The organism is Streptomyces sp. Edi4 (assembly GCF_040253615.1).
In the GTDB taxonomy this organism is placed as follows: Bacteria; Actinomycetota; Actinomycetes; order Streptomycetales; family Streptomycetaceae; genus Streptomyces.
In genome coordinates this window covers 6,646,483-6,664,332 of the sequence record NZ_JBEJGY010000004.1, presented here as the reverse complement: position 1 = coordinate 6,664,332, position 17,850 = coordinate 6,646,483, and the positions used below count along the sequence as shown (strand labels likewise).

The window sequence follows — 17,850 nt, the reverse complement described above, 5'->3', positions numbered from 1 at the left end:
ACACGACGCCACGCATCACGCCCGCGCACCACGCCCACGCCCCAGGTCCGACGCACCACCCGGTCCCGGGCCGCCGCCCGTTCGAAGGAGCCCACCGATGACGATGCCGGTCCGCCGTCACCCCGCCGTCGCGCGCCGGCGGCGCCAGGCGTTCAGCCTGCGTACCACCTCGCTGGGTTTCGGACTGGCCGCGCTCGTCATCTGGGGCGTGGCCCTCACCTTCAAGTCGGCGGTGCGCCCGCACTCCCATCCGCTCGGCGCCGTACTCGCGCTGCTCGCGCTCCTGCTGTTCTCCACCGCCGCGATACGCAGCAACTGGCTTCGCCGCGCGGCCCGCAGGGCGGCGCTCGACACCGCCGTGGCACCCGTTCCCGAGCAGCCGGATCCCGTCCTGCCACCCACCGTCGGCGCCCCCGAGGCCACCGACTGCGCCGACATCGACCCGTTCGCCTTCGAGGACGCGGTGTCCCGGCTGTGCGAGCGGGACGGCTGCTCGGACGTCCACGTGGTGGGCGGCGCGGGCGACCTCGGCGCGGACGTGGTGGCCACGACGCCGGGCGGCCGCCATCTGGTGATCCAGTGCAAGTGTTACGGCCCTGGCCACAAGGTCGGCTCGCAGGACCTGCAACGTTTCGGCGGCACGTGTTACGCGGTGCACGGCGCCGAACTGGCCGTGGTGGTCACCACCAGCGAGTTCACCGAGCCCGCCCTCGACTACGCCGAGCAGTGCGCCATCCTCTGCTTCGACGGCGCCCTCCTGCGCGCCTGGAACGACGGCACGGGACCCGCGCCCTGGGAGCTGCCAGGCACCTGACGCGGCCTCACGCCATGCGCGCGGTGCGATGCGTCAGGGGGTCAGGACCCACTTCTGGTTGGCCAGTCCGTTGCAGTCCCAGATACCCAGCTGCGTACCGTTGGCGGTGTTGAAGCCGAGGTCGTCCAGGCACTTGCCGGTGAGGACGTTCTTGAGGGACCCGTCCGCCTGCGGCACCCACTGCTCGCCCTGGCTGTGCACGCAGTCGTAGATCTCCACCTTGGTGCCGTTCTCGCTGCGACCCCACACCACGTTCAGGCACTTGCCGAGTCCGCGCACCGTCTGGTCCGTACCCAAGGTCCACCACTGCGCCCCACTGCCGTTGCAGTCGTAGATCTGCACGGGGGTGGCGTTCGTGGACTTTCCGGCGTGGATGTCCACGCACTTGCCGCCGTAGCCGACCAGGCGGCCCTGGCGGCCCGCGATGCCCACGACCACCGCGTCGATGTGCTTGGTCGCGTAGGAGGCGCCGGTACACACGCCGGTGGACGTGCCGTCTCCGGTGACGACGTTCCCCACCGCCTGGAAGTCGACCGGCTGGCCGTCCACCAGGTAGAAGCAGCCGATCACCGCCCGCCACTGCGTGCCGGGGGCGACCCCACTGCACGAGGCGCTGCCGAGCGGCCCGTCATAGTGGGTTGTGCACGATCCGGGTGTCTCCGCCCGCGCGGAGGCGGCGGGCAGGACGAGGGCGGCGCAGAGCGCCAGCAGCGCGGTGCATAAGGCGGCGACGGTACGTCTCATGAGGTGCTCCTTCGTTCACAGGGGCATGACCGGACGGACTCGCGAATCCGGTCGAAGCTTGATCGAAGGGCCAGGAGGGTGTCAACAGGCCTGCGTTTACTGGGCAGTTCATCCCATGCTGTCGCGCGGCGCCACCGCCTCGCACTTGCGGAGGCCGGCCGTCAGGGGGTCGTCGTGGACACCACGAAGACGTAGGGCCGATCCGGGTTGGTCTCGTCCACGGTGATGTCCAGGGTGGGGCGGGGCTTGTCCTGGACGCGGGTGGTGCCCGACCAGTCGCGGCCCTTGTGGAAGGGCCAGTGCACCTTCGCCGCGTCCTTGGCGTTGATGGTCACGTCACCGGGCCTGAGCGTGGCCGTGGTGGTGCCTGCGCCCTTCATGAACTCCGCGAGGCCGGCCGCGCTCGTCTTGAACTGGACGTAGAGCTTGCTGACCTTCCAGGTGTTGGACTCGTAGTAGTACACGCCGATCGAGTCCATCGGGATCGTCACGTCGTAGATGCGCCGCTGCGCCTTGGAGGGCCAGTCGTGCACGAGACCCGTGGCCCGTGCCTCGGTCTCCGCGTCGCGGCCGCTGGTGCGGCTCTGCTCGGCGGAGATCGCCAGATAACCGGCGGGCACGCCGATGAGCAGCACGATGATCACCGCGGTGATCCAGCGCCGCCGGATCATGTGCTGGCGCGTCTCGGGCGGCTTCTCGTCCGGCGGCGGGGACTGGCGCGGCACGGCGGGGCGGTCGGTCGGTGTCATCAGTCGTTTTCCTGGGTGGTGCGGGTGGTGCGGGTGGTGCGGGTGGTGCTCGTGCCGAGGACGGCTTCGGCGGCCCTCGCGTAGCGCTCGTAGCGTTCCACGCGGCGCCGGTTGGCCCGGCGGAAGCGGCGGGCCACCAGACGCGCCAGGTCGGCGGCGCCGACCATGCCCGCCTCGGGGCCGAGCTGTGCCTTGGCGATCCTGGCCTCGGGGCGGTAGCCGCGGCCGGTGAGATGACGCTTGAAGGCGTCCCTCGCGGGCCGGATCAGGAGGTCGTCGGCGGCGCTCACGCCGCCGCCGATCACGAAGCAGGAGGGGTCGAGGGCGGCCGCCAGGTTGGCGATCCCCACCCCGAGCCACTGCCCGATGTCCTGCAACAACTCGACGCACATGGCGTCGCCCTCGCGGGCCAGCTCGGTGATGAGCGGGCCGGTGATCTCGGAGATGTTGCCGCCGACGCGTTCGATGATGTTGTACGCCACCGGGGAGTCCGCGCCGGCCAGTTCGCGGGCCTCGCGCACCAGGGCGTTGCCCGAGCTGTACTGCTCCCAGCAGCCCCGGTTGCCGCAGGCGCAGCGGTGCCCGCCGGGCACGACCTGCATATGGCCGAATTCGCCGGCGACCCCGTACTTGCCGCGTTTGACCTGGCCGTCCTCCAGGATCGCGCCGCCGATGCCGGTGCCGAGCGTGATCATCACGAGGTGGTCCTCGCCGCGCCCCGCGCCGAAGCGCCATTCGGCCCAGGCGGCGGTGTTGGCGTCGTTGTCGACCATCACGGGCACCGCGAGGCGAGCCTGGAGGGCGTCGCGCAGCGGCTCGTTGCGCCAGGCGAGGTGGGGGGCGAAGAGGATGGTGGAGCGGTCGGCGTCCACCCAGCCGGCCGCGCCGATGCCCACCGCGTGCACGTCGTGACGGTCGGAGAGGTCGAGCACCAGCTCGGTGATGGTGTCCTCGACGACCTTGGGGCTCTTGGACTTGTCGGGGGTCTCCGTGCGGAGCTTCTCCAGGATGTTGCCGTCGGCGTCCACGACGCCGGCCATCACCTTCGTACCGCCGATGTCGATCCCGACGGTGGGGACCCGCGGGGCCGTCAGGTGCGAGCGGCGTTCCCGGGTGCCGACGGTGCGCAGCACGGTGGCCCGGGCGGATCCCCGGTGGGCTAGGGCGAAGTCGCGGTACGTGGTCATCGGGGCCGATTCTGCCATCCGGACGCGGCGGGGACCTCGCGCGCCGACGCCGCCCCGGGGCCGGGGCGGCGACGCCGGACTAGGCCGGGTCCTCGCTCGCGCCGGACCTCTGGAGTTCGTGGCTGAGCTCTTCGAGCTCGCTGCCGCCCGCCATCTGGCGGGTGAGCTCGTCCAGGGTGATGTCCGAGCGCAGATGGCTGCCGGTCATCGTGCCGCGCTTGAGGAGGACGAAACGGTCCCCGACGAGGTAGGCGTGGTGGGGGTTGTGCGTGATGAGAACCACGCCGAGACCGGCGTCGCGGGCGGCCGCCACGTACTTCAGGACGACCCCCGACTGCTTCACGCCGAGCGCGGCGGTCGGCTCGTCGAGTACGAGGACCTTGGCGCCGAAGTGGACCGCGCGCGCGATGGCCACGCACTGGCGCTCGCCGCCGGACAGGGTGCCGATGGGCTGGTCGACGTCGCGCAGGTCGATGCCCATGCGCAGCAGCTCCGCGCGGGTGGTGGCGCGCATCTTCTCGACGTCCAGGCGCTTGAAGGGCCCCGCTCCCCTGGTCGGCTCGGAGCCGAGGAAGAAGTTGCGCCACACCGGCATGAGCGGGACCACCGCCAGGTCCTGGTAGACGGTGGCGATGCCCCGGTCCAGGGCTTCGCGGGGGTTGCTCAGGTGGACGTCCTCTCCCTCGATGCGGAAGGCGCCCGCGTCGTGCCGGTGCAGACCCGCGATGATCTTGATGAGGGTGGACTTGCCGGCGCCGTTGTCCCCGAGGACACAGGTGATCTGCCCGGCGTGGACTTCCAGGGTGACGCCTTGCAGGGCGCGGATGTTGCCGTAGTACTTGCTGACGTCGTCGAGCTCGACGAGGGCCGTCTCCCCGGCCGCCGTGTCCGGTGCCGCCATGTCCGGTGTGGTCGTCATGCTGTCGCCTCCGCCCGCTTGCGCACCCAGGCGTTGAGCAGGGTGGCGAGGAGAAGCATCGCGCCGAGGAAGAACTTGAACCAGTCCGGGTTCCACTCCGCGTACACGATGCCCTTGCTGGTCATGCCGAAGATGAACGCGCCGACGGCGGAGCCGATCGCCGAGCCGTAGCCCCCGGTGATCAGGCAGCCGCCGATGACGGCCGCGATGATGTAGATCAGCTCGTTGCCGACGCCCTCGCCCGACTGCACCACCTCGTAGGAGAACAGCAGGTGCTGGCCGGAGATCCAGGCCGCGAGGGCGACACCCATGTAGAGGCCGATCTTCGTCCGGAAGACCGGTACGCCGACCGCGCGGGCCGCGTCCGCGCCGCCGCCCACGGCGAAGATCCAGTTGCCGAAGCGGGTCCGCAGCAGGATCCAGGTGGCCACCGCGATCAGCGCGGCCCACCACAGGATGGTCACCTTCAGGTCGACGGAGCCGATGCTGAACTGGGACGCGAAGAGCTTCTTCGCGGACTCGAAGCCCTCCATGTCGGAGATGGACTTCGTCGAGACCGTGCCGCTGATCAGCTTGGTGAAGCCGAGGTTGAGGCCGGTCAGCATCAAGAAGGTGCCGAGCGTGATGATGAAGCTGGGCAGCTTGGTGCGGGTCAGCATGAAGCCGTTGAAGGCGCCGATGGCGAGGGTGACCAGGAGCGAGACACCCACGCCCACCCATACGTTCGCGGTCATCTGGTAGCTGAACATCGAGGAGACGAGAGCCGATGTCGTCACCAGGACACCGGCCGACAGGTCGAACTCGCCGCCGATCATGAGCAGCGCCACCGGCACCGCCATGATGCCGATCGTGGAGGCCGCGTACAGGACGGTGGACAGGCTCGAGGGGCGCAGGAAGCTGTCGGCGACGACCGCGAAGAAGAGGAAGACGGCGGCGGCGCCGACCACCGAGCCGAGTTCGGGACGGCCCAGGATCCTGCGCCAGACCGAGCGCCGCAGCAGCCGCTCGTCCCCGGTCAAGGGCGTGGCGGTCATCGCGTCCCCCGGTCCGTGTACGCCGCCAGTGTGCCGGCCTCGTCCTTCGTGACGATCTGCGGTCCGGTCAGGACCGGGAGCCCGCCGCCGAGCACGTCGCCGTTGTACTTGTAGAGCCAGAGCAGATCGACGGCCTCGTACCCCTGGAGGTAGGGCTGCTGGTCGACGGCGAAGCCGAGGGTGCCGGCCTTCAGGGACGCGGCCACCTTGGGGTTGAGGTCGAACGTGTCGATCTCGGCGGAGCTGCCTGCCGACTGCTTGGCCTTGACGGCGGTGTCCGCGAAGGGCGCGCCGAGGGTGACCACGGCGTCGATGGAGGGATCGGCCTGGAGCTTGGCCTCGACGGAGGACTGCACGTCGGGCATGTTGGTGCCGGTGACGTAGAGGTTCTGGACCTCGCCCTTGAAGGTTTCCTTGGTGCCGGCGCAGCGCTGCTCATGGCCCACGTTGCCCTGCTCGTGCAGGACGCAGAGCGCCTTCTTCTTGCCGCGCTTGGTGAGCTCGTCACCCACCGCCTTGCCCGCGATGGTCTCGTCCTGACCGATGTGGGTGAGCGCCCCGAACTCCTTGGACTTCTCCGAGCCCGAGTTCACGGTGACCACCGGGATGCCGGCCCTCTCGGCCTTGGCGAGGACGTCCTTGAGGGCGTCCGGCTTGGCGAGCGTGACGATCAGCCCGTCGACCTTCTGGTCGATCGCGGTCTGCACGAACTGGGCCTGCTGCTGCCCCTGGTCGCTGTGCGAGTAGAGGAAGTCGATGTTGTCCTTCTGGGCGGCCTGCTTGGCGCCGCTCTGCACGATGTCCCAGAACGTGTCGCCGTCACCCGAGTGGGTGACCATCGCGATCTTCCAGCGGGGCGTGTTCACCGCGGCCCTGCCCTGGGCCTGCGCGGACTTGCGCGCGTCCTCGGCGCGCTTGCCGCCGGTGCTGCTGCACCCCGCCAAGGAGACCCCGAGCGCCACTGCCAGCACCGCGCCCATGACGCGTACCCCTGTCCCAACCCTTGCCACGACGCCGTGCCCTTCTTGCTGTACCACCGGGTGCCGCCGGGGCTGCTTCAGGCCTGCCCCGGCCGCCCAAGTATGGGTCACGCCGGGTCCCGGGGCGGTCATCGGGTACCGCGGGCGGCGCGCTTCTCCAGCATGGGCGCGCCCTTGCCGGTGACGCTCGCGAGCCCGGCCAGGAACGGTCCGCCGCCGGGCGTACGCGCCGGTGCGGCGAGAGCCGCCGCCGTGTTCGCCGTGCTTGCCGTGCTCGCCGTCCTCGCCGTGCGGGGTCCGCTCATGGAGTCCGCCTTCCGTCCCGGCCGCCCGATTGCGGCCGTTGAGTTCTAGCGGCGGGTCCCCGACAACGTCAATACTTTGTCCGAACATTCTTACCGGCACGGCGCCGAATCGGCTCAAGGGCGTACGAGGAGCTGGAACTCGAAGGAGTAGCGCGAGGCACGGTAGAGGTGCGAGCCGAACTCGACGGCGCGGCCCGTATCGTCGAAGGTGGTGCGCTCCATGGTGAGCAGCGGCGCCCCTGCGGCCTCGGTCAGCAGGTCCGCCTCCTGGGCGGTGGCCGCCCGCGCCCCCACGGTCTGACGCGCGCTGTGCAGGGTGATGCCCGCGCCCCGCATCAGGCGGTAGAGACCGGTGCTCTCCAGGTGGTCGGTGTCCAGCGGGAGCAGCCCGGGCGGCAGGTGGTTGCGCAGCCGTGCCATGGGCTCGCCGTGCGCGTACCGCAGCCGCTCCACCAGGTGGACGTCGCTGCCCTCGGTGAGCCCGAGCGCGGCCGCGATCTCGGCGGTGGCCGGCTCCACGGTGTTGCGCAGCACGGTGGTCGCGGGTTTCTGGCCGGCCGCCTCCAGGTCGTCGTAGAGGCTGCTGAGTTCCAGCGGGCGCTTGACCTGGCTGTGCACGACCTGGGTGCCCACCCCCCGGCGGCGCACCAGGAGGCCCTTGTCGACAAGCGTCTGGATGGCCTGGCGGACGGTGGGCCGGGACAGGCCGAGCCGCTGGGCGAGCTCGATCTCGTTGCCGAGGAGGCTGCCGGGCGTGAGGGTGCCCTTCTCGATGGCCGCCTCCAGCTGCTGCGAGAGCTGGAAGTACAGCGGGACCGGGCTGGTGCGGTCCACGCTGAGCTGGAGCGGTCGCGCGACATCGGCCGCTGGTCTGGGCTGCTTGGGCACGCACGTGAGCGTAGTGCGCCGGGGATGTTGACGGGAAGTCGTGAAGTTCGATTGTCAGGACAAAGTCTTGACAGGACGATCCGTCCCGGCCACGGTGTGGCCATGCGTATCGGACTGATCGGGACCGGGCGGATCGGCGCCTTCCACGCGGGTGTCCTCGCCCGCCACCCAGCGGTCGAGGAGCTGGTGGTGGCGGACGCCGACGCGGCGCGGGCCGCCGAGGTCGCGGCCCTGACCGGCGCGAGCGCCGTGCCGAACGTGCCGGAGGCCTTCACCGGCGTGGACGCGGTGGTGATCGCCTCGGCGACGTCCACGCACGCCGCCTTCATCGCGGCCGCGGCCCGCGCGGGTCTGCCCGCCTTCTGCGAGAAACCGATCGCCCTGAACGTGCCGGGCACCCTGGAGGCGCTGCACGCGGTCGAAGCGGCGGGCACCGAGCTCCAGCTCGGCTTCATGCGGCGTTTCGACGCCGGGTACGCGCGCGCCCGTGACCTGGTGCGCTCGGGGCGCCTCGGCCGGCTGCACACCGTACGGGCCATCACCTCCGACCCGGCGCCGCCGCCCGCCGCGTATCTGCCGCTGTCCGGCGGGCTCTACCGCGACTGCCTGGTCCACGACTTCGACATCGTGCGCTGGGTGACGGGCCGCGAGGTGCGCGAGGTGTACGCGACGGGCTCGGACGCCGGGCCCGGGATGTTCCGCGCCGCCGGTGACATCGACACCGCGGCCGCCGTGCTCACCCTGGACGACGACACCCTGGTGACCGCGACGGCCACCCGCAGCAACGGCGCGGGCTACGACGTACGTCTCGAACTGGCCGGGGAGCGCGACCAGTTCGCGGTGGGCCTCGACGACCGCACCCCGCTGACCTCGGCCGAACCGCACGGCCCCGGCCGCCCCGACAAGCCGTGGACGGGCTTCCTCGAACGCTTCGCCCCCGCCTACGAGGCCGAACTCGACGCCTTCGTCCGCCTGGTGCGGGGCGAGGCGGACAACCCCTGCGACGGCCGGGAGGCCCTGCGCGCGCTGCGCGTCGCCGAGGCGTGCGAGAGGTCGCGCGCCCAGCGCCGTGTGGTGGAGGTCGCGGAGATCCCGGGCGGCTGAGCTACCAGCGCACCGGCAGGCGCTCGGGGCCGCGCATCATCATGCCGGTGCGCCAGGGCAGGGCCGCCGGGTGGATGTCGAGGGCGAGCCCCGGGCAGCGCTCCAGCAGGGCGCGGACGGCGATGCGGGCTTCGAGGCGGGCCAGCGGCGCGCCCAGGCAGTAGTGGATGCCGTGGCCGAAGGCGACATGGCCACGGGCGTCGCGCCGGATGTCGAAGCGGTCCGGGTCCGCGAAGCGCGCGGGGTCGCGGTCGGCGTCGGCCAGCGCCACCAGAACCACCTCGCCGCCCCCGGGAATGAGCGTCCCTGCGATCTCGACGGGGTCCCTGGTGAAGCGGTACGTCGGCGTCTCGACGGGGCCGTCGTAGCGCAGCATCTCCTCCACGGCGTTGTCGATGAGACCGTCGAAGTCGGCCCGCAGGGCGGCCAGTTGGTCGGGGTGGCCGAGCAGGGCCAGCATGCCGTTGGAGATGAGGTTGACGGTGGTCTCGTGGCCCGCGACCAGGAGCAGCCAGGCCATGCCGAGCAGTTCGGGCCCCGACAGGTGGTCGCCGCCCTCCTCGTCGGCGGCGTGGATCAAGGCGCTGATCAGGTCGTCGCCGGGGTGCGCGCGCTTGTCCTCCAAAAGGCGCGTCAGGTACTCGTTGACCGCCCGGGCCCCGGCCATGCGGTCTTCGAGCAGGGGCGCGCAGACGGAGGCGTTGGACCACTGGCGAAAGGCGTCACGGTCGAGTGCGGGGACGCCGATCAGCTCGCAGATGACCGTGATCGGCAGCGGGAAGGACAGCGCCTCGACGAGGTCGGCCCGCCGCTCCGGCGCCGCGAGCATCGAGTCGAGCAGCGCGTCGGTCATCTCCCTCACACGCGGGGCCAGTTCCTCCACGCGGCGGGGCGTGAAGTGGCGGGTGACCAGTTTGCGCAGCCGGGTGTGGGCGGGCGCGTCGGAGTTGAGCATCGTGGGTCCGGAGGAGACCTGGCGCACGCCGAGCCCGGGCGCGGCGTTGCGCCACTCCTTGGACAGCCGCTCGTCGGCGAGCGCGGCCCGCCCCGCCTCGTACCCCACGACGAGCCAGGCGTCGGCCCCTTCGGGCATCCGGATCCGGTGCACCGGCCCGAGGGCGCGCAGCTTCGCGTACACCGGATAGGGGTCTCGGGTGAAGTCCTCACCCAGCGCGGCGAGATCGACTACGGCTTCGGTGGTCAACGCGTGCCCCTTCCGGGCGACGAGATGGACACGGCGGACGATACGGCGCCGGACGCGCCCGTGCACAGCCCCCCGGCGCAGCGCCGCCCCTGGCCGGCCCTCGCCCGCCCCTTCGGCCGCCGCCCCTGTCTCCGCGCCGGCCACTGGGGCTTCTACCCTGGTCACAGCGAGGAGGCAAGGTGCTCAAGCGTTGGTGGTTCGTGGACAGGCTGCGCTCCTTCGACAGCTCCGTGCCCGGACAGCGGGGCGCGGAGCTGTCGAAGGAGCGCCAGCAGCTGGTCCTTGAGGAGTGGGCGGCCGCGCGGGAGCGGCTGGAGCGGCTGGTGTCGGCGCGGGTGACGGCCGTGGGCGACGTACTGGGCGCGGCCGAACTGCCGCGAGCGGATTCCTCGTCGGAGTCCGGTGGCGGGGACCCGCTGGCCGCGAGCGACTGCGCGTGGGCCCTCGACGCCTTCCAGGCCGCGGGCAAACTGCTCGACGAGGCGGCCGATCTGCCCGACCTCGCGGCCGCGTCCGTCCTCGCCGACCGCGCCCTCGAACGGTTCGCGGCGGTCCAGGCCCGGGCCGCCGGGCAGCCGGCCCCCAAGCCCGCCCGGCGGTGTTTCTACAACCCGCTGCACACGGCGGCCGAGGACGCCCACTCCCCCGTCCGCAAGCAGCACCGCCAACGGGCCAGGCGGCGCACCGGCCCACGCGAGGCGGCGGCCGACCGGCGCCCCGCCTGCCCCTCGTGCCGCCGGGCGATCCTGGCCGGGCAGGCGCCGGACGTCCTGCCCGCACTCGTGCCGGTCAAGCTGTCGCGACTGCGCACGGCCCAGGTGCTCGTGCCGTACTACTCGGTGCCGCAGCAGTGGTCGCTGTGGTCGCTGTGTGCCTGTGGGGCGTACGGGGACGAGTGGCCCTCGCTGGTGCTGCGCGGCGAGCACCGCAAGCGGGCGCGGGCCGCCCGCAAGGCGTGAGTCACCAGCGCACCGGCAGATGGCGCACGCCCCGGATCAGCATGCCGGGCAGCCACTCCAACTCCTTGTTGTCGACGTCCAGTTGAAGGCGCGGGGCCCGCTCCAGAAGGGTGCGGATCGCGATCCCGCCCTCCATGCGGGCCAGCGGGGCGCCGAGGCAGAAGTGGATGCCGTGGCCGAAGGCGAGGTGGCTTCCGGGGGCGCGCCGGATGTCGAAGCGGTCCGGTTCGGCGTGGCGCTCGGGGTCGCGGCCCGCCGAGGCCAGCGCGACCAGGACGGGCGCGCCGGCCGGGATCAGCGCCTCACCGATCCGGATGTCCTCGCGCGCGATGCGGTACGTGGCGTTCTCGACCGGGCCCTCGTGGCGCAGCACCTCCTCGACGGCGCCGTCGAGGAGCCCGTCGAAGTCGGCGCGCAGCGCGGCCAGTTGCTCGGGGTGGGTCAGCAGATCGCGTATGCCGTTGGAAATCAGGTTGACGGTCGTCTCGTGGCCCGCGACCAGCAGCAGGAAGGCCATGCCGACGAGCTCGTCCCGGGAGAGCCGGTCGCCGTCCTCGTCGCGGGTGCGGATCAGGGCGCTCAGGAGGTCGTCGCCGGGCCCGGCGGCGCGCTTGTCCTCGATCAGGCCGGCCAGATAACCGCCGAGCTCGCGGACGGCCTTCTCTCCCCCGTCCTGCGTGAGCGGCGCGACGGCCTCGTTGGACAGCACGCGAAAGGCGGCGCGGTCGAGCTCGGGCACGCCGATGAGCTCGGCGATCACGGTCATGGGGAGTGGGAAGGCCAGGGCGTCGACGAGGTCGGCGGTGCGCGAGGGCGCGGTCAGCATGGCATCGACGAGCGCGTCGGTGACCTCCTGGACACGGGGGCGCAGGGCCTCGACGCGGCGCGGGGTGAACTCGCGCGCCACCAGCTTGCGCAGCCGGGTGTGCTGGGGCGGATCGGTCTCCAGCATGTTGGCGCCGACCGGCAGTTCGGTGCTGTCCTCGCCGGTGTGGCGGCGCCAGTCCTTGCAGAGGCGGGGATCGGCGAGCGCCGCTCTCGCCTCCTCGTACCCCACGACCAGCCACACCTCCGCGCCGGTGGCCGGGACGCGCACGCGGTGGGCGGGGCCCGCCGCGCGCAGCTCCGCGTAGACCGGATAGGGGTTGGCGGTGAAATCGTCAGCGTACTCGGCCAGATCGACAACGTCCATGAGGGCGCCCTCCGTTGGGTTTCGCCTCGGCCTAATCGCCGCCCCCGTCGTCGAGGAGCCCGGCCTCGTGCGCCAACAGGGCGATCTGCACACGGTTGTTGAGACCGAGCTTGGCCAGCACGCGCGACACATGGGTCTTCACGGTGGGCACGCTCAGATACAGGCTCGCGGAGATCTCCGCGTTGGAAAGGCCCCGGCCGACGGCGACGGCGACCTCCCGTTCGCGCTCGGCGAGCAGCGCCACGCGCGCCCTGGCCCGGGCCGCGCGGTCCACGGGCGCGCCGGTGGTGTGCGACACCCGCGCCATCAGCTGACGCAGGACGGCCGGCGAGAGGAACGGGTCGCCGTGCGCGACGCGGCGTACGGCGGCGACGATCTCGGCCGGCGGGGTGTCCTTGAGAACGAACCCGGCGGCGCCCGCGCGCAGGGCCCGCAGCACCTGTTCGTCGGCGTGGAAGGTGGTCAGGACGACGACCTCGGGCGCGTCGGGGCGGGCGCGCAGCGTCTCGGTGGCGCTCAGGCCGTCCACGCGGGGCATGCGGATGTCCATGAGCACCACGTCCGGCCGCAGTTCCAGGGCCAGTTGGTCCACCCCTTCGCCGTCGGCGGCCTCGCCGACGATCTCGATGTCGTCGGCGCCGCCGAGCATGAGCCCGAGGCCCGCGCGGACCAGGGGGTCGTCGTCGACGATGAGCAGGCGGATGGTCATGAGGGCCACGGTAGCCAGGCCGCGACCGTGAAGGAGCCGTCGGGGCCTGGCCCGTGGCGCAGGCGCCCGCCGGCCAGGGTGGCGCGTTCGGTGAGACCGATGAGCCCCTGTCCGGATCCGGGCACCTGGGGGACGGGCCCCGGCGGCGCGGGGTTGCGTACCTCGACGGTCAGCCCCTGACCGGGGTGGCCGGTGACCGTGACGGTGACCTCGGCGCCGGGCGCGTGCTTGCGGGCGTTGGTCAGGGCCTCCTGCGCGATGCGGTAGGCGTTGCGTCCGGTGGCGGCGGGCACGCCGGAGGCGTCCGCCACTCGGCTGTCCAGGACGACCTTCATGCCGGCCTCGCGTGATTCGGCGACGAGCGCGTCGAGGGTGGCCAGGGTGGGCTGGGGCCGGTCATCGGCGCCCTCGCCCGGGCTGCGCAGCACCCCGATGATCTGGCGCAGGTCCTGCAACGCCTCGTGCGCGCTGTCCCGGATGACGCCGGCGGCCCGTGCGACCTCGGCGGGCGGCGCGCCGGGACGGAACTCCAGGGCGCCGGCGTGCACGGAGAGCAGGGTGAGGCGGTGGGCGAGCACGTCGTGCATCTCGCGGGCGATGGCCTCGCGGGCCAGGCGCTGCGCGTTCTCGGCCCGCAGCGCCGCCTCGGCCTCGGCGCGTGCGGCCCGCTCACGCAGCGCGACGACGAGCTGGCGGCGGGAGCGTACGAGCATGCCCCAGCCGGTGACCAGCAGGATCAGCACGGTGCCCACGACGGCGTTGGTGAGCCAGCCCGTGGTCGGGTCGGGTCGCAGAACGGGCTGGAACACCGAACTGAGGACGGCCCCGGCGCCCACCACGAGCACGACGGGCTTGAACGGCCGGTGCACGGCGAGACTGAACAGGGCGACCAGGAAGGCCCCGGAGGAGACCGGAGCGACCAGTGACACCGCGGCGAGCGCCACGGCGAGCGCGACCGGACGCCGGCGCCGCAGCCACACCGCGCAACAGGCCGCGGCGCCCACCAGCTGGTCGAGAAGCAGCAGCGTGTCGGAGTAGCCGGGCGTCTTGTCCAGGGCGTCGGCGGTGAGCATGCCGATCAGGGCGGCGGCGAGGAAGGCGCAGAGGTCCACGGCCCAGTCGCGTACGGTGCGCCGGGGCCGGGCCCGGTCGCCGGGCAGCTCGGGGTCGGCCACCGCCGAGGGCAGCAGCCAGCGGAACTCCGGTCCAGCACGTGTCATGTCGACAAAGTTACGCAGCCCACGGGCCGGGCGGCACGTGAGCGGCGCGGCTCGCTACCAAAGTCGCGACGGCGAAGACTTTGGACGCGCGGTGGTGTTCCGACGGCCGACGCGGCGCCGGGCCCGGTCGGCGCAGGGTCGGGGCATGAGGAAATTCCTGGAGGTCGCCGGGTGGCTGCTGCTGCTTCAGGGCGTCGGCGCTCTGCTGCACGAGTGGACCGGATGGTTCCAACCGTGGGCGTTGGTGTACCGCGTCGGTGTGCCGGCGGGCCATGAGGTCTTCGCGAGCATCGTGCTCGCGGTGGCGGGCGCGGCGGTGCTCCTCGCCTCGCGGCGGACCGCAGGCGGCTAGTCAGGCCACCGCCCGGCGTCCCCAGGTGGTACCCGCCAGGACCAGGACGGCGCCCAACACGCCTGCGGCGCCCAGGCGTTCACCGCCGAGCGCGATGCCGGCGGCCGCGGCCCAGAGCGGTTCGGTGCCGAGCAGGAGGCTGACGCGGGAGGGTGAGGTGCGCCGGACCGCCCACATCTGCGTGAAGAACGCGAACAGTGTGCAGAACACGGACAGGAAGAGCGGACCGCCCCACTCGCGCGGCCCGAACCCCGAGGCCACCGCTCCGGGCGCGGGCCCCGCGCCCGGAGCGGCGGCGAGCACCGCGAACACCGCGGCGGCGCCGCCGAGTTGGACGGTGGTCAACGACAGCGCGTCGGCGCCCCGGACGGACTTGACGCGGGCCATGAGCAGGACGTGCGCGGTACGGGCCAGCGCGGCGAGCAGCATCAGGAGGTCGCCCGCCGACGGCGTGATGAAGCCGCCGCCCTGGGTGAGCAGGACCACGCCGACGACCGAGCGGGGCCCGGGGGGGGCGCAGCCCCCAAGCGGGCCCGGGGGCGCAGCCCCCAAGGGGGCCCGGGGGCGCAGCCCCCAAGCGGGGCCCGAGGGGCGCAGCCCCCAAGCGGGGCCCGAGGGGCGCAGCCCCCAAGCGGGGCCCGAGGGGCGCAGCCCCCAAGCGGGGCCCGAGGGGCGCAGCCCCCGGAGTAAGGCTTACCCCCCCAACCCCCGGCGGGTCTCGGGAAGGGGCGGGGTGGGGAAAACAACGGCGCGAGACACCCCGGTGCTGTCGGGCCGGGGTGTCTCGCGCCGGCGGGCGGGTGTCGTGCCGCCCTGTTCAGGGGGCCCGGGTCGCAGCCGGCCCGGTGGGGTCAGGCGCCCAGTTCCTGGTGGCGCGCCGTCAGGCGGGACGTGCCCTCGTCCGTCAGCGAGCCGAAGAGACGGAGCCGGGAGATACCCCCGTCGGGGAAGATGTCGATCCGCACGTGCGTGCCGACGGCCGGCGCGTCCAGGACGAAACGGTGGTTGGTGTCGGGCTGCAAACGCGTACGCGGCAGCACCTCCACCCACTCCCCCGCCTCCCCGTCGCGCACGGAAAGCGCCGCCCACCCCGCCGAGTTGCCCTTGAGATACGCCGTGTCGATCTCGACCGCGCGGATCTCGGACTGCGCCGCCAGCCGGTAGCGGATCCAGTCGTTGCCCTTGTCGCGGCGGCGCCGGGTCTCCCAGCCGTCGTCCATCTTGCGCGAGCGGCCCGGCTGGATGGTGTTGGTGGCGGGCGAGTAGAACCGGTCGGACGCGTCCTCGACCTGGCCGCCGTTCTCCAGCGCCGCGAGGTCGAACGTGCCGAGCACGCCGAGCCAGCGCGGGTCGGGCGCGACCTCGCCGTACACGCGAAGGCGGGCGACGCCCCCGTCGGGGTGCTGGTTGAGCCGCAGATGCGTGAAGCGCTGCTCGACGTCGACCGCGAAGCCGTTGGCCGCGTGCCCGCCAACAGCCGTACGGGGTACGAGAGTTGTCCACTTCACGTCCGGTGCGAGCAGTTCCTCGGGCGAGGGGGAGCCCGCCACCGAAGCGGCCTCGACCGAGACGGCCTGGGGGTAGTTGCCCCGGAAGTGCGCGGTGTCGACGACGATGCCGCGTATCACGCCGGGTGCGCCCAGGCGTATGAGCGCCCAGTCGTGGTCCTCGTCGGTGGGGTGCGGCTGGTCGGCGCCCGCGCCCCGACGGCGCCGGGTCTCCCAGCCGTCCATGATCTTGCCCTTGTGCCCGAAGTGCTCGGGGTCGAACTCGGCCGCCTCTGGCTTGAGCAGGTTCTCGCGCTCGGCGAAGAACTCGTCGTTCGCGGCGATCACCCCGGCGCCCAGGCGCCGGTCGGCGAGGTCGGCGTACTGGGTGAAGGCGAAGTCGGCACTGCGGTAGTCCGCGTACGGGTCGCCGCCGCCGAAGGGGCTGGCGTCACCGGTGAAGGAGGGCAGGGTGCTCACGGTGTCAGTTGTTCCTTTCGAGCAGGCGGCCGGTGGGCTCGGCGATGACGCCGTCGTGCTGGATGCGCTCGCCGCGCAGCCACGTCGACTTGACGACACCGTGCAGCGTCTTGCCCGCGTAGGCGGTGACGCGGTTGCGGTGCTGGAGTTCGGCCGGGTCCACGGTGAAGGTCGCGTCGGGGTCGAGCACGGCGAAGTCGGCGTCGCGGCCGGCCTCGATGGCGCCCTTCTGGGTAAGCCCGACCAGGTTCGCGGTCGCGGTCGACATCCAGCGGACGACGTCCTCAAGGGTGTGGCCGCGCTTGCGGGCCTCGGTCCAGGTCGCGGACAGGCTGAGCTGGAGGCCCGAGATGCCGCCCCAGGCCGTGGCGAAGTCGTCGGTCTTGAGGGCGACGGTGGAGGGCGAGTGGTCGGTGACGACGCAGTCGATGGTGCCGTCGGCGAGGGCCGCCCACAGCAGGTCCCGGTTGGCGTCCTCGCGGATCGGCGGGCAGCACTTGAACTCGCTCGCCCCGTCCGGGACTTCCTCGGCGGTGAGCGTGAGGTAGTGCGGGCAGGTCTCGACGGTGAGGCGTACGCCGTCGCGCTTGGCGGCGGCGATCAGGGGCAGCGCGTCGGCGGAGGACAGGTGCAGCACGTGGACACGGCCGCCGATCCGCTTGGCGGCGGCGATCAGACCCTCGATCGCGGCGTTCTCGGAGACCTTGGGCCGGGTGGCGAGGTAGTCGGCGTACTTGGGGCCGGTCAGGTGCGGGGCCGCGTCGAGCTCGTGCGGGTCCTCGGCGTGGATGATCATCAGCCCGTCGAACCCGGCGATCTCCGCGAGCGAGCGCTCCAGCTGCGCCTGGTCGAGCTCGGGGAACTCCTCGACGCCCGAGGGCGAGAGGAACGCCTTGAAGCCGAAGACGCCGGCCTCGTGCAGCGGCGCGAGGTCCTTGACGTTGTCGGGCAGCGCGCCGCCCCAGAACCCGGTGTCGATGTGCGCCTTGCTCGCCGCGACCTCCTGCTTGATCCGCAGGTTCTCGACCGTGGTGGTCGGGGGCAGCGAGTTGAGCGGCATGTCGACGAGGGTGGTGATGCCGCCGGCGGCGGCCGCGCGGGTGGCGGTCCAAAAGCCCTCCCACTCGGTGCGGCCGGGGTCGTTCACATGCACATGGGTGTCGACGATGCCGGGCAGCAGCACGTCGTCCCCGAAGTCCTCGATGCGCGCCCCCGCCGGTACCTCGGCCTCGTACGGCAGTACGGCCGCGATCTTCCCGTCGGCGACGGCGACCGCCGCAGGGCGCGTCCCATCGGGGGTGATGACGCGCGTCGAGCGCAGTACCAGGTTGACGTCGGACACCCGAGCCTCACTTCCAGACTTCCCGGACTTGCCGGCCTACCGATGGGAACTTTTCCGGGACCGGAATTCAACGATCTGTTGAAGGAGTTTGCGCGCCGGCCGAGGAAGCCGTCAAGGGTCGCCGGCGCGTGACGGCCGACACGGACGGCCATCTTGGAGGTTTCCACAGAATGGAATGCTG

The 17,850-nt window shown here is 72.3% G+C and carries 18 protein-coding genes and 1 pseudogene; 4 read left to right on the top strand and 15 right to left on the bottom strand.

Annotated features, from left to right (window positions below):
• Positions 1-97: 97 nt before the first annotated feature.
• Positions 98-814, top strand: a complete 717-nt coding sequence (locus tag ABR738_RS32020) for a restriction endonuclease (RefSeq protein ID WP_350233417.1) — start codon at positions 98-100, stop codon at positions 812-814.
• Between the two features lie 33 nt (positions 815-847).
• On the opposite strand, the gene ABR738_RS32015 is transcribed toward ABR738_RS32020, so the two are convergent.
• From ABR738_RS32015 to ABR738_RS31980, 8 genes are all read right to left on the bottom strand, one after another.
• Positions 848-1,558: a ricin-type beta-trefoil lectin domain protein gene (locus tag ABR738_RS32015; RefSeq protein WP_350233416.1), complete on the bottom strand. Its 711-nt coding sequence runs from the start codon at positions 1,556-1,558 to the stop codon at positions 848-850.
• A 161-nt stretch (positions 1,559-1,719) separates the two neighbouring features.
• Positions 1,720-2,307 carry a hypothetical protein gene (locus ABR738_RS32010; protein WP_350233415.1) on the bottom strand — a complete coding sequence of 196 codons (588 nt, stop codon included), beginning with the start codon at positions 2,305-2,307 and terminating at the stop codon, positions 1,720-1,722.
• Entirely contained in the window at positions 2,307-3,494 is a 1,188-nt protein-coding gene (locus ABR738_RS32005; protein ID WP_350233414.1) for an ROK family glucokinase, read from the bottom strand. Before ABR738_RS32005 ends, ABR738_RS32010 begins: the two co-directional genes overlap by 1 nt.
• 79 nt (positions 3,495-3,573) lie before the next feature.
• Positions 3,574-4,413: an ATP-binding cassette domain-containing protein gene (locus ABR738_RS32000; protein ID WP_350233413.1), complete on the bottom strand. Its 840-nt coding sequence runs from the start codon at positions 4,411-4,413 to the stop codon at positions 3,574-3,576.
• Complete coding sequence (locus ABR738_RS31995) at positions 4,410-5,447, bottom strand: ABC transporter permease (RefSeq protein ID WP_350233412.1); 1,038 nt, start codon at positions 5,445-5,447, stop codon at positions 4,410-4,412. The genes ABR738_RS32000 and ABR738_RS31995 overlap by 4 nt, the downstream gene beginning before the upstream one ends.
• A complete protein-coding gene (locus ABR738_RS31990; RefSeq protein ID WP_350234832.1) occupies positions 5,444-6,427 on the bottom strand; it encodes a sugar ABC transporter substrate-binding protein in 984 nt (327 codons plus the stop codon). The genes ABR738_RS31995 and ABR738_RS31990 overlap by 4 nt, the downstream gene beginning before the upstream one ends.
• Before the next feature lie 128 nt (positions 6,428-6,555).
• Positions 6,556-6,732: a hypothetical protein gene (locus tag ABR738_RS31985; protein ID WP_350233411.1), complete on the bottom strand. Its 177-nt coding sequence runs from the start codon at positions 6,730-6,732 to the stop codon at positions 6,556-6,558.
• Positions 6,733-6,846: 114 nt separating this feature from the next.
• On the bottom strand, positions 6,847-7,566 hold the full coding sequence (locus tag ABR738_RS31980; protein WP_350234831.1) for a GntR family transcriptional regulator: 720 nt from the start codon (positions 7,564-7,566) through the stop codon (positions 6,847-6,849).
• A 156-nt stretch (positions 7,567-7,722) separates the two neighbouring features.
• On the opposite strand from ABR738_RS31980, the gene ABR738_RS31975 reads away from it, so the two are divergent.
• Positions 7,723-8,724 carry a Gfo/Idh/MocA family protein gene (locus tag ABR738_RS31975; RefSeq protein ID WP_350233410.1) on the top strand — a complete coding sequence of 334 codons (1,002 nt, stop codon included), beginning with the start codon at positions 7,723-7,725 and terminating at the stop codon, positions 8,722-8,724.
• A 1-nt stretch (position 8,725) separates the two neighbouring features.
• On the opposite strand, the gene ABR738_RS31970 is transcribed toward ABR738_RS31975, so the two are convergent.
• Entirely contained in the window at positions 8,726-9,928 is a 1,203-nt protein-coding gene (locus ABR738_RS31970) for a cytochrome P450 family protein (protein ID WP_350233409.1), read from the bottom strand.
• Positions 9,929-10,107: 179 nt separating this feature from the next.
• On the opposite strand from ABR738_RS31970, the gene ABR738_RS31965 reads away from it, so the two are divergent.
• Positions 10,108-10,887, top strand: coding sequence for a hypothetical protein (locus tag ABR738_RS31965; protein ID WP_350233408.1), 780 nt, complete (start codon positions 10,108-10,110; stop codon positions 10,885-10,887).
• A gap of 1 nt (position 10,888) precedes the next feature.
• Here ABR738_RS31965 and ABR738_RS31960 read toward each other — a convergent pair whose 3' ends face one another.
• The 3 genes from ABR738_RS31960 to ABR738_RS31950 are packed head-to-tail and all read right to left on the bottom strand — an operon-like array spanning position 10,889 to position 14,008.
• Positions 10,889-12,079, bottom strand: a complete 1,191-nt coding sequence (locus ABR738_RS31960) for a cytochrome P450 family protein (protein WP_350233407.1) — start codon at positions 12,077-12,079, stop codon at positions 10,889-10,891.
• A gap of 31 nt (positions 12,080-12,110) precedes the next feature.
• On the bottom strand, positions 12,111-12,788 hold the full coding sequence (locus ABR738_RS31955; protein WP_350233406.1) for a response regulator transcription factor: 678 nt from the start codon (positions 12,786-12,788) through the stop codon (positions 12,111-12,113).
• Positions 12,785-14,008: a sensor histidine kinase gene (locus ABR738_RS31950; protein ID WP_350233405.1), complete on the bottom strand. Its 1,224-nt coding sequence runs from the start codon at positions 14,006-14,008 to the stop codon at positions 12,785-12,787. Before ABR738_RS31950 ends, ABR738_RS31955 begins: the two co-directional genes overlap by 4 nt.
• 145 nt (positions 14,009-14,153) lie before the next feature.
• Between ABR738_RS31950 and ABR738_RS31945 the strand changes: the two genes are divergently transcribed.
• The gene (locus ABR738_RS31945) at positions 14,154-14,360 is read left to right on the top strand and encodes a hypothetical protein (RefSeq protein WP_350233404.1); all 207 of its coding nucleotides are present in this window, start codon (positions 14,154-14,156) and stop codon (positions 14,358-14,360) included.
• On the opposite strand, the pseudogene ABR738_RS31940 reads toward ABR738_RS31945, so the two are convergent.
• From ABR738_RS31940 to allB, 3 genes and pseudogenes are all read right to left on the bottom strand, one after another.
• Positions 14,361-14,858 (bottom strand): annotated as a pseudogene (locus tag ABR738_RS31940) (DMT family transporter); the annotation flags it as partial.
• Between the two features lie 353 nt (positions 14,859-15,211).
• Entirely contained in the window at positions 15,212-16,327 is a 1,116-nt protein-coding gene (gene alc / locus ABR738_RS31935) for an allantoicase (RefSeq protein ID WP_350233403.1), read from the bottom strand.
• A gap of 4 nt (positions 16,328-16,331) precedes the next feature.
• Positions 16,332-17,669: an allantoinase AllB gene (gene allB, locus ABR738_RS31930; RefSeq protein WP_350233402.1), complete on the bottom strand. Its 1,338-nt coding sequence runs from the start codon at positions 17,667-17,669 to the stop codon at positions 16,332-16,334.
• Positions 17,670-17,850: the final 181 nt, after the last annotated feature.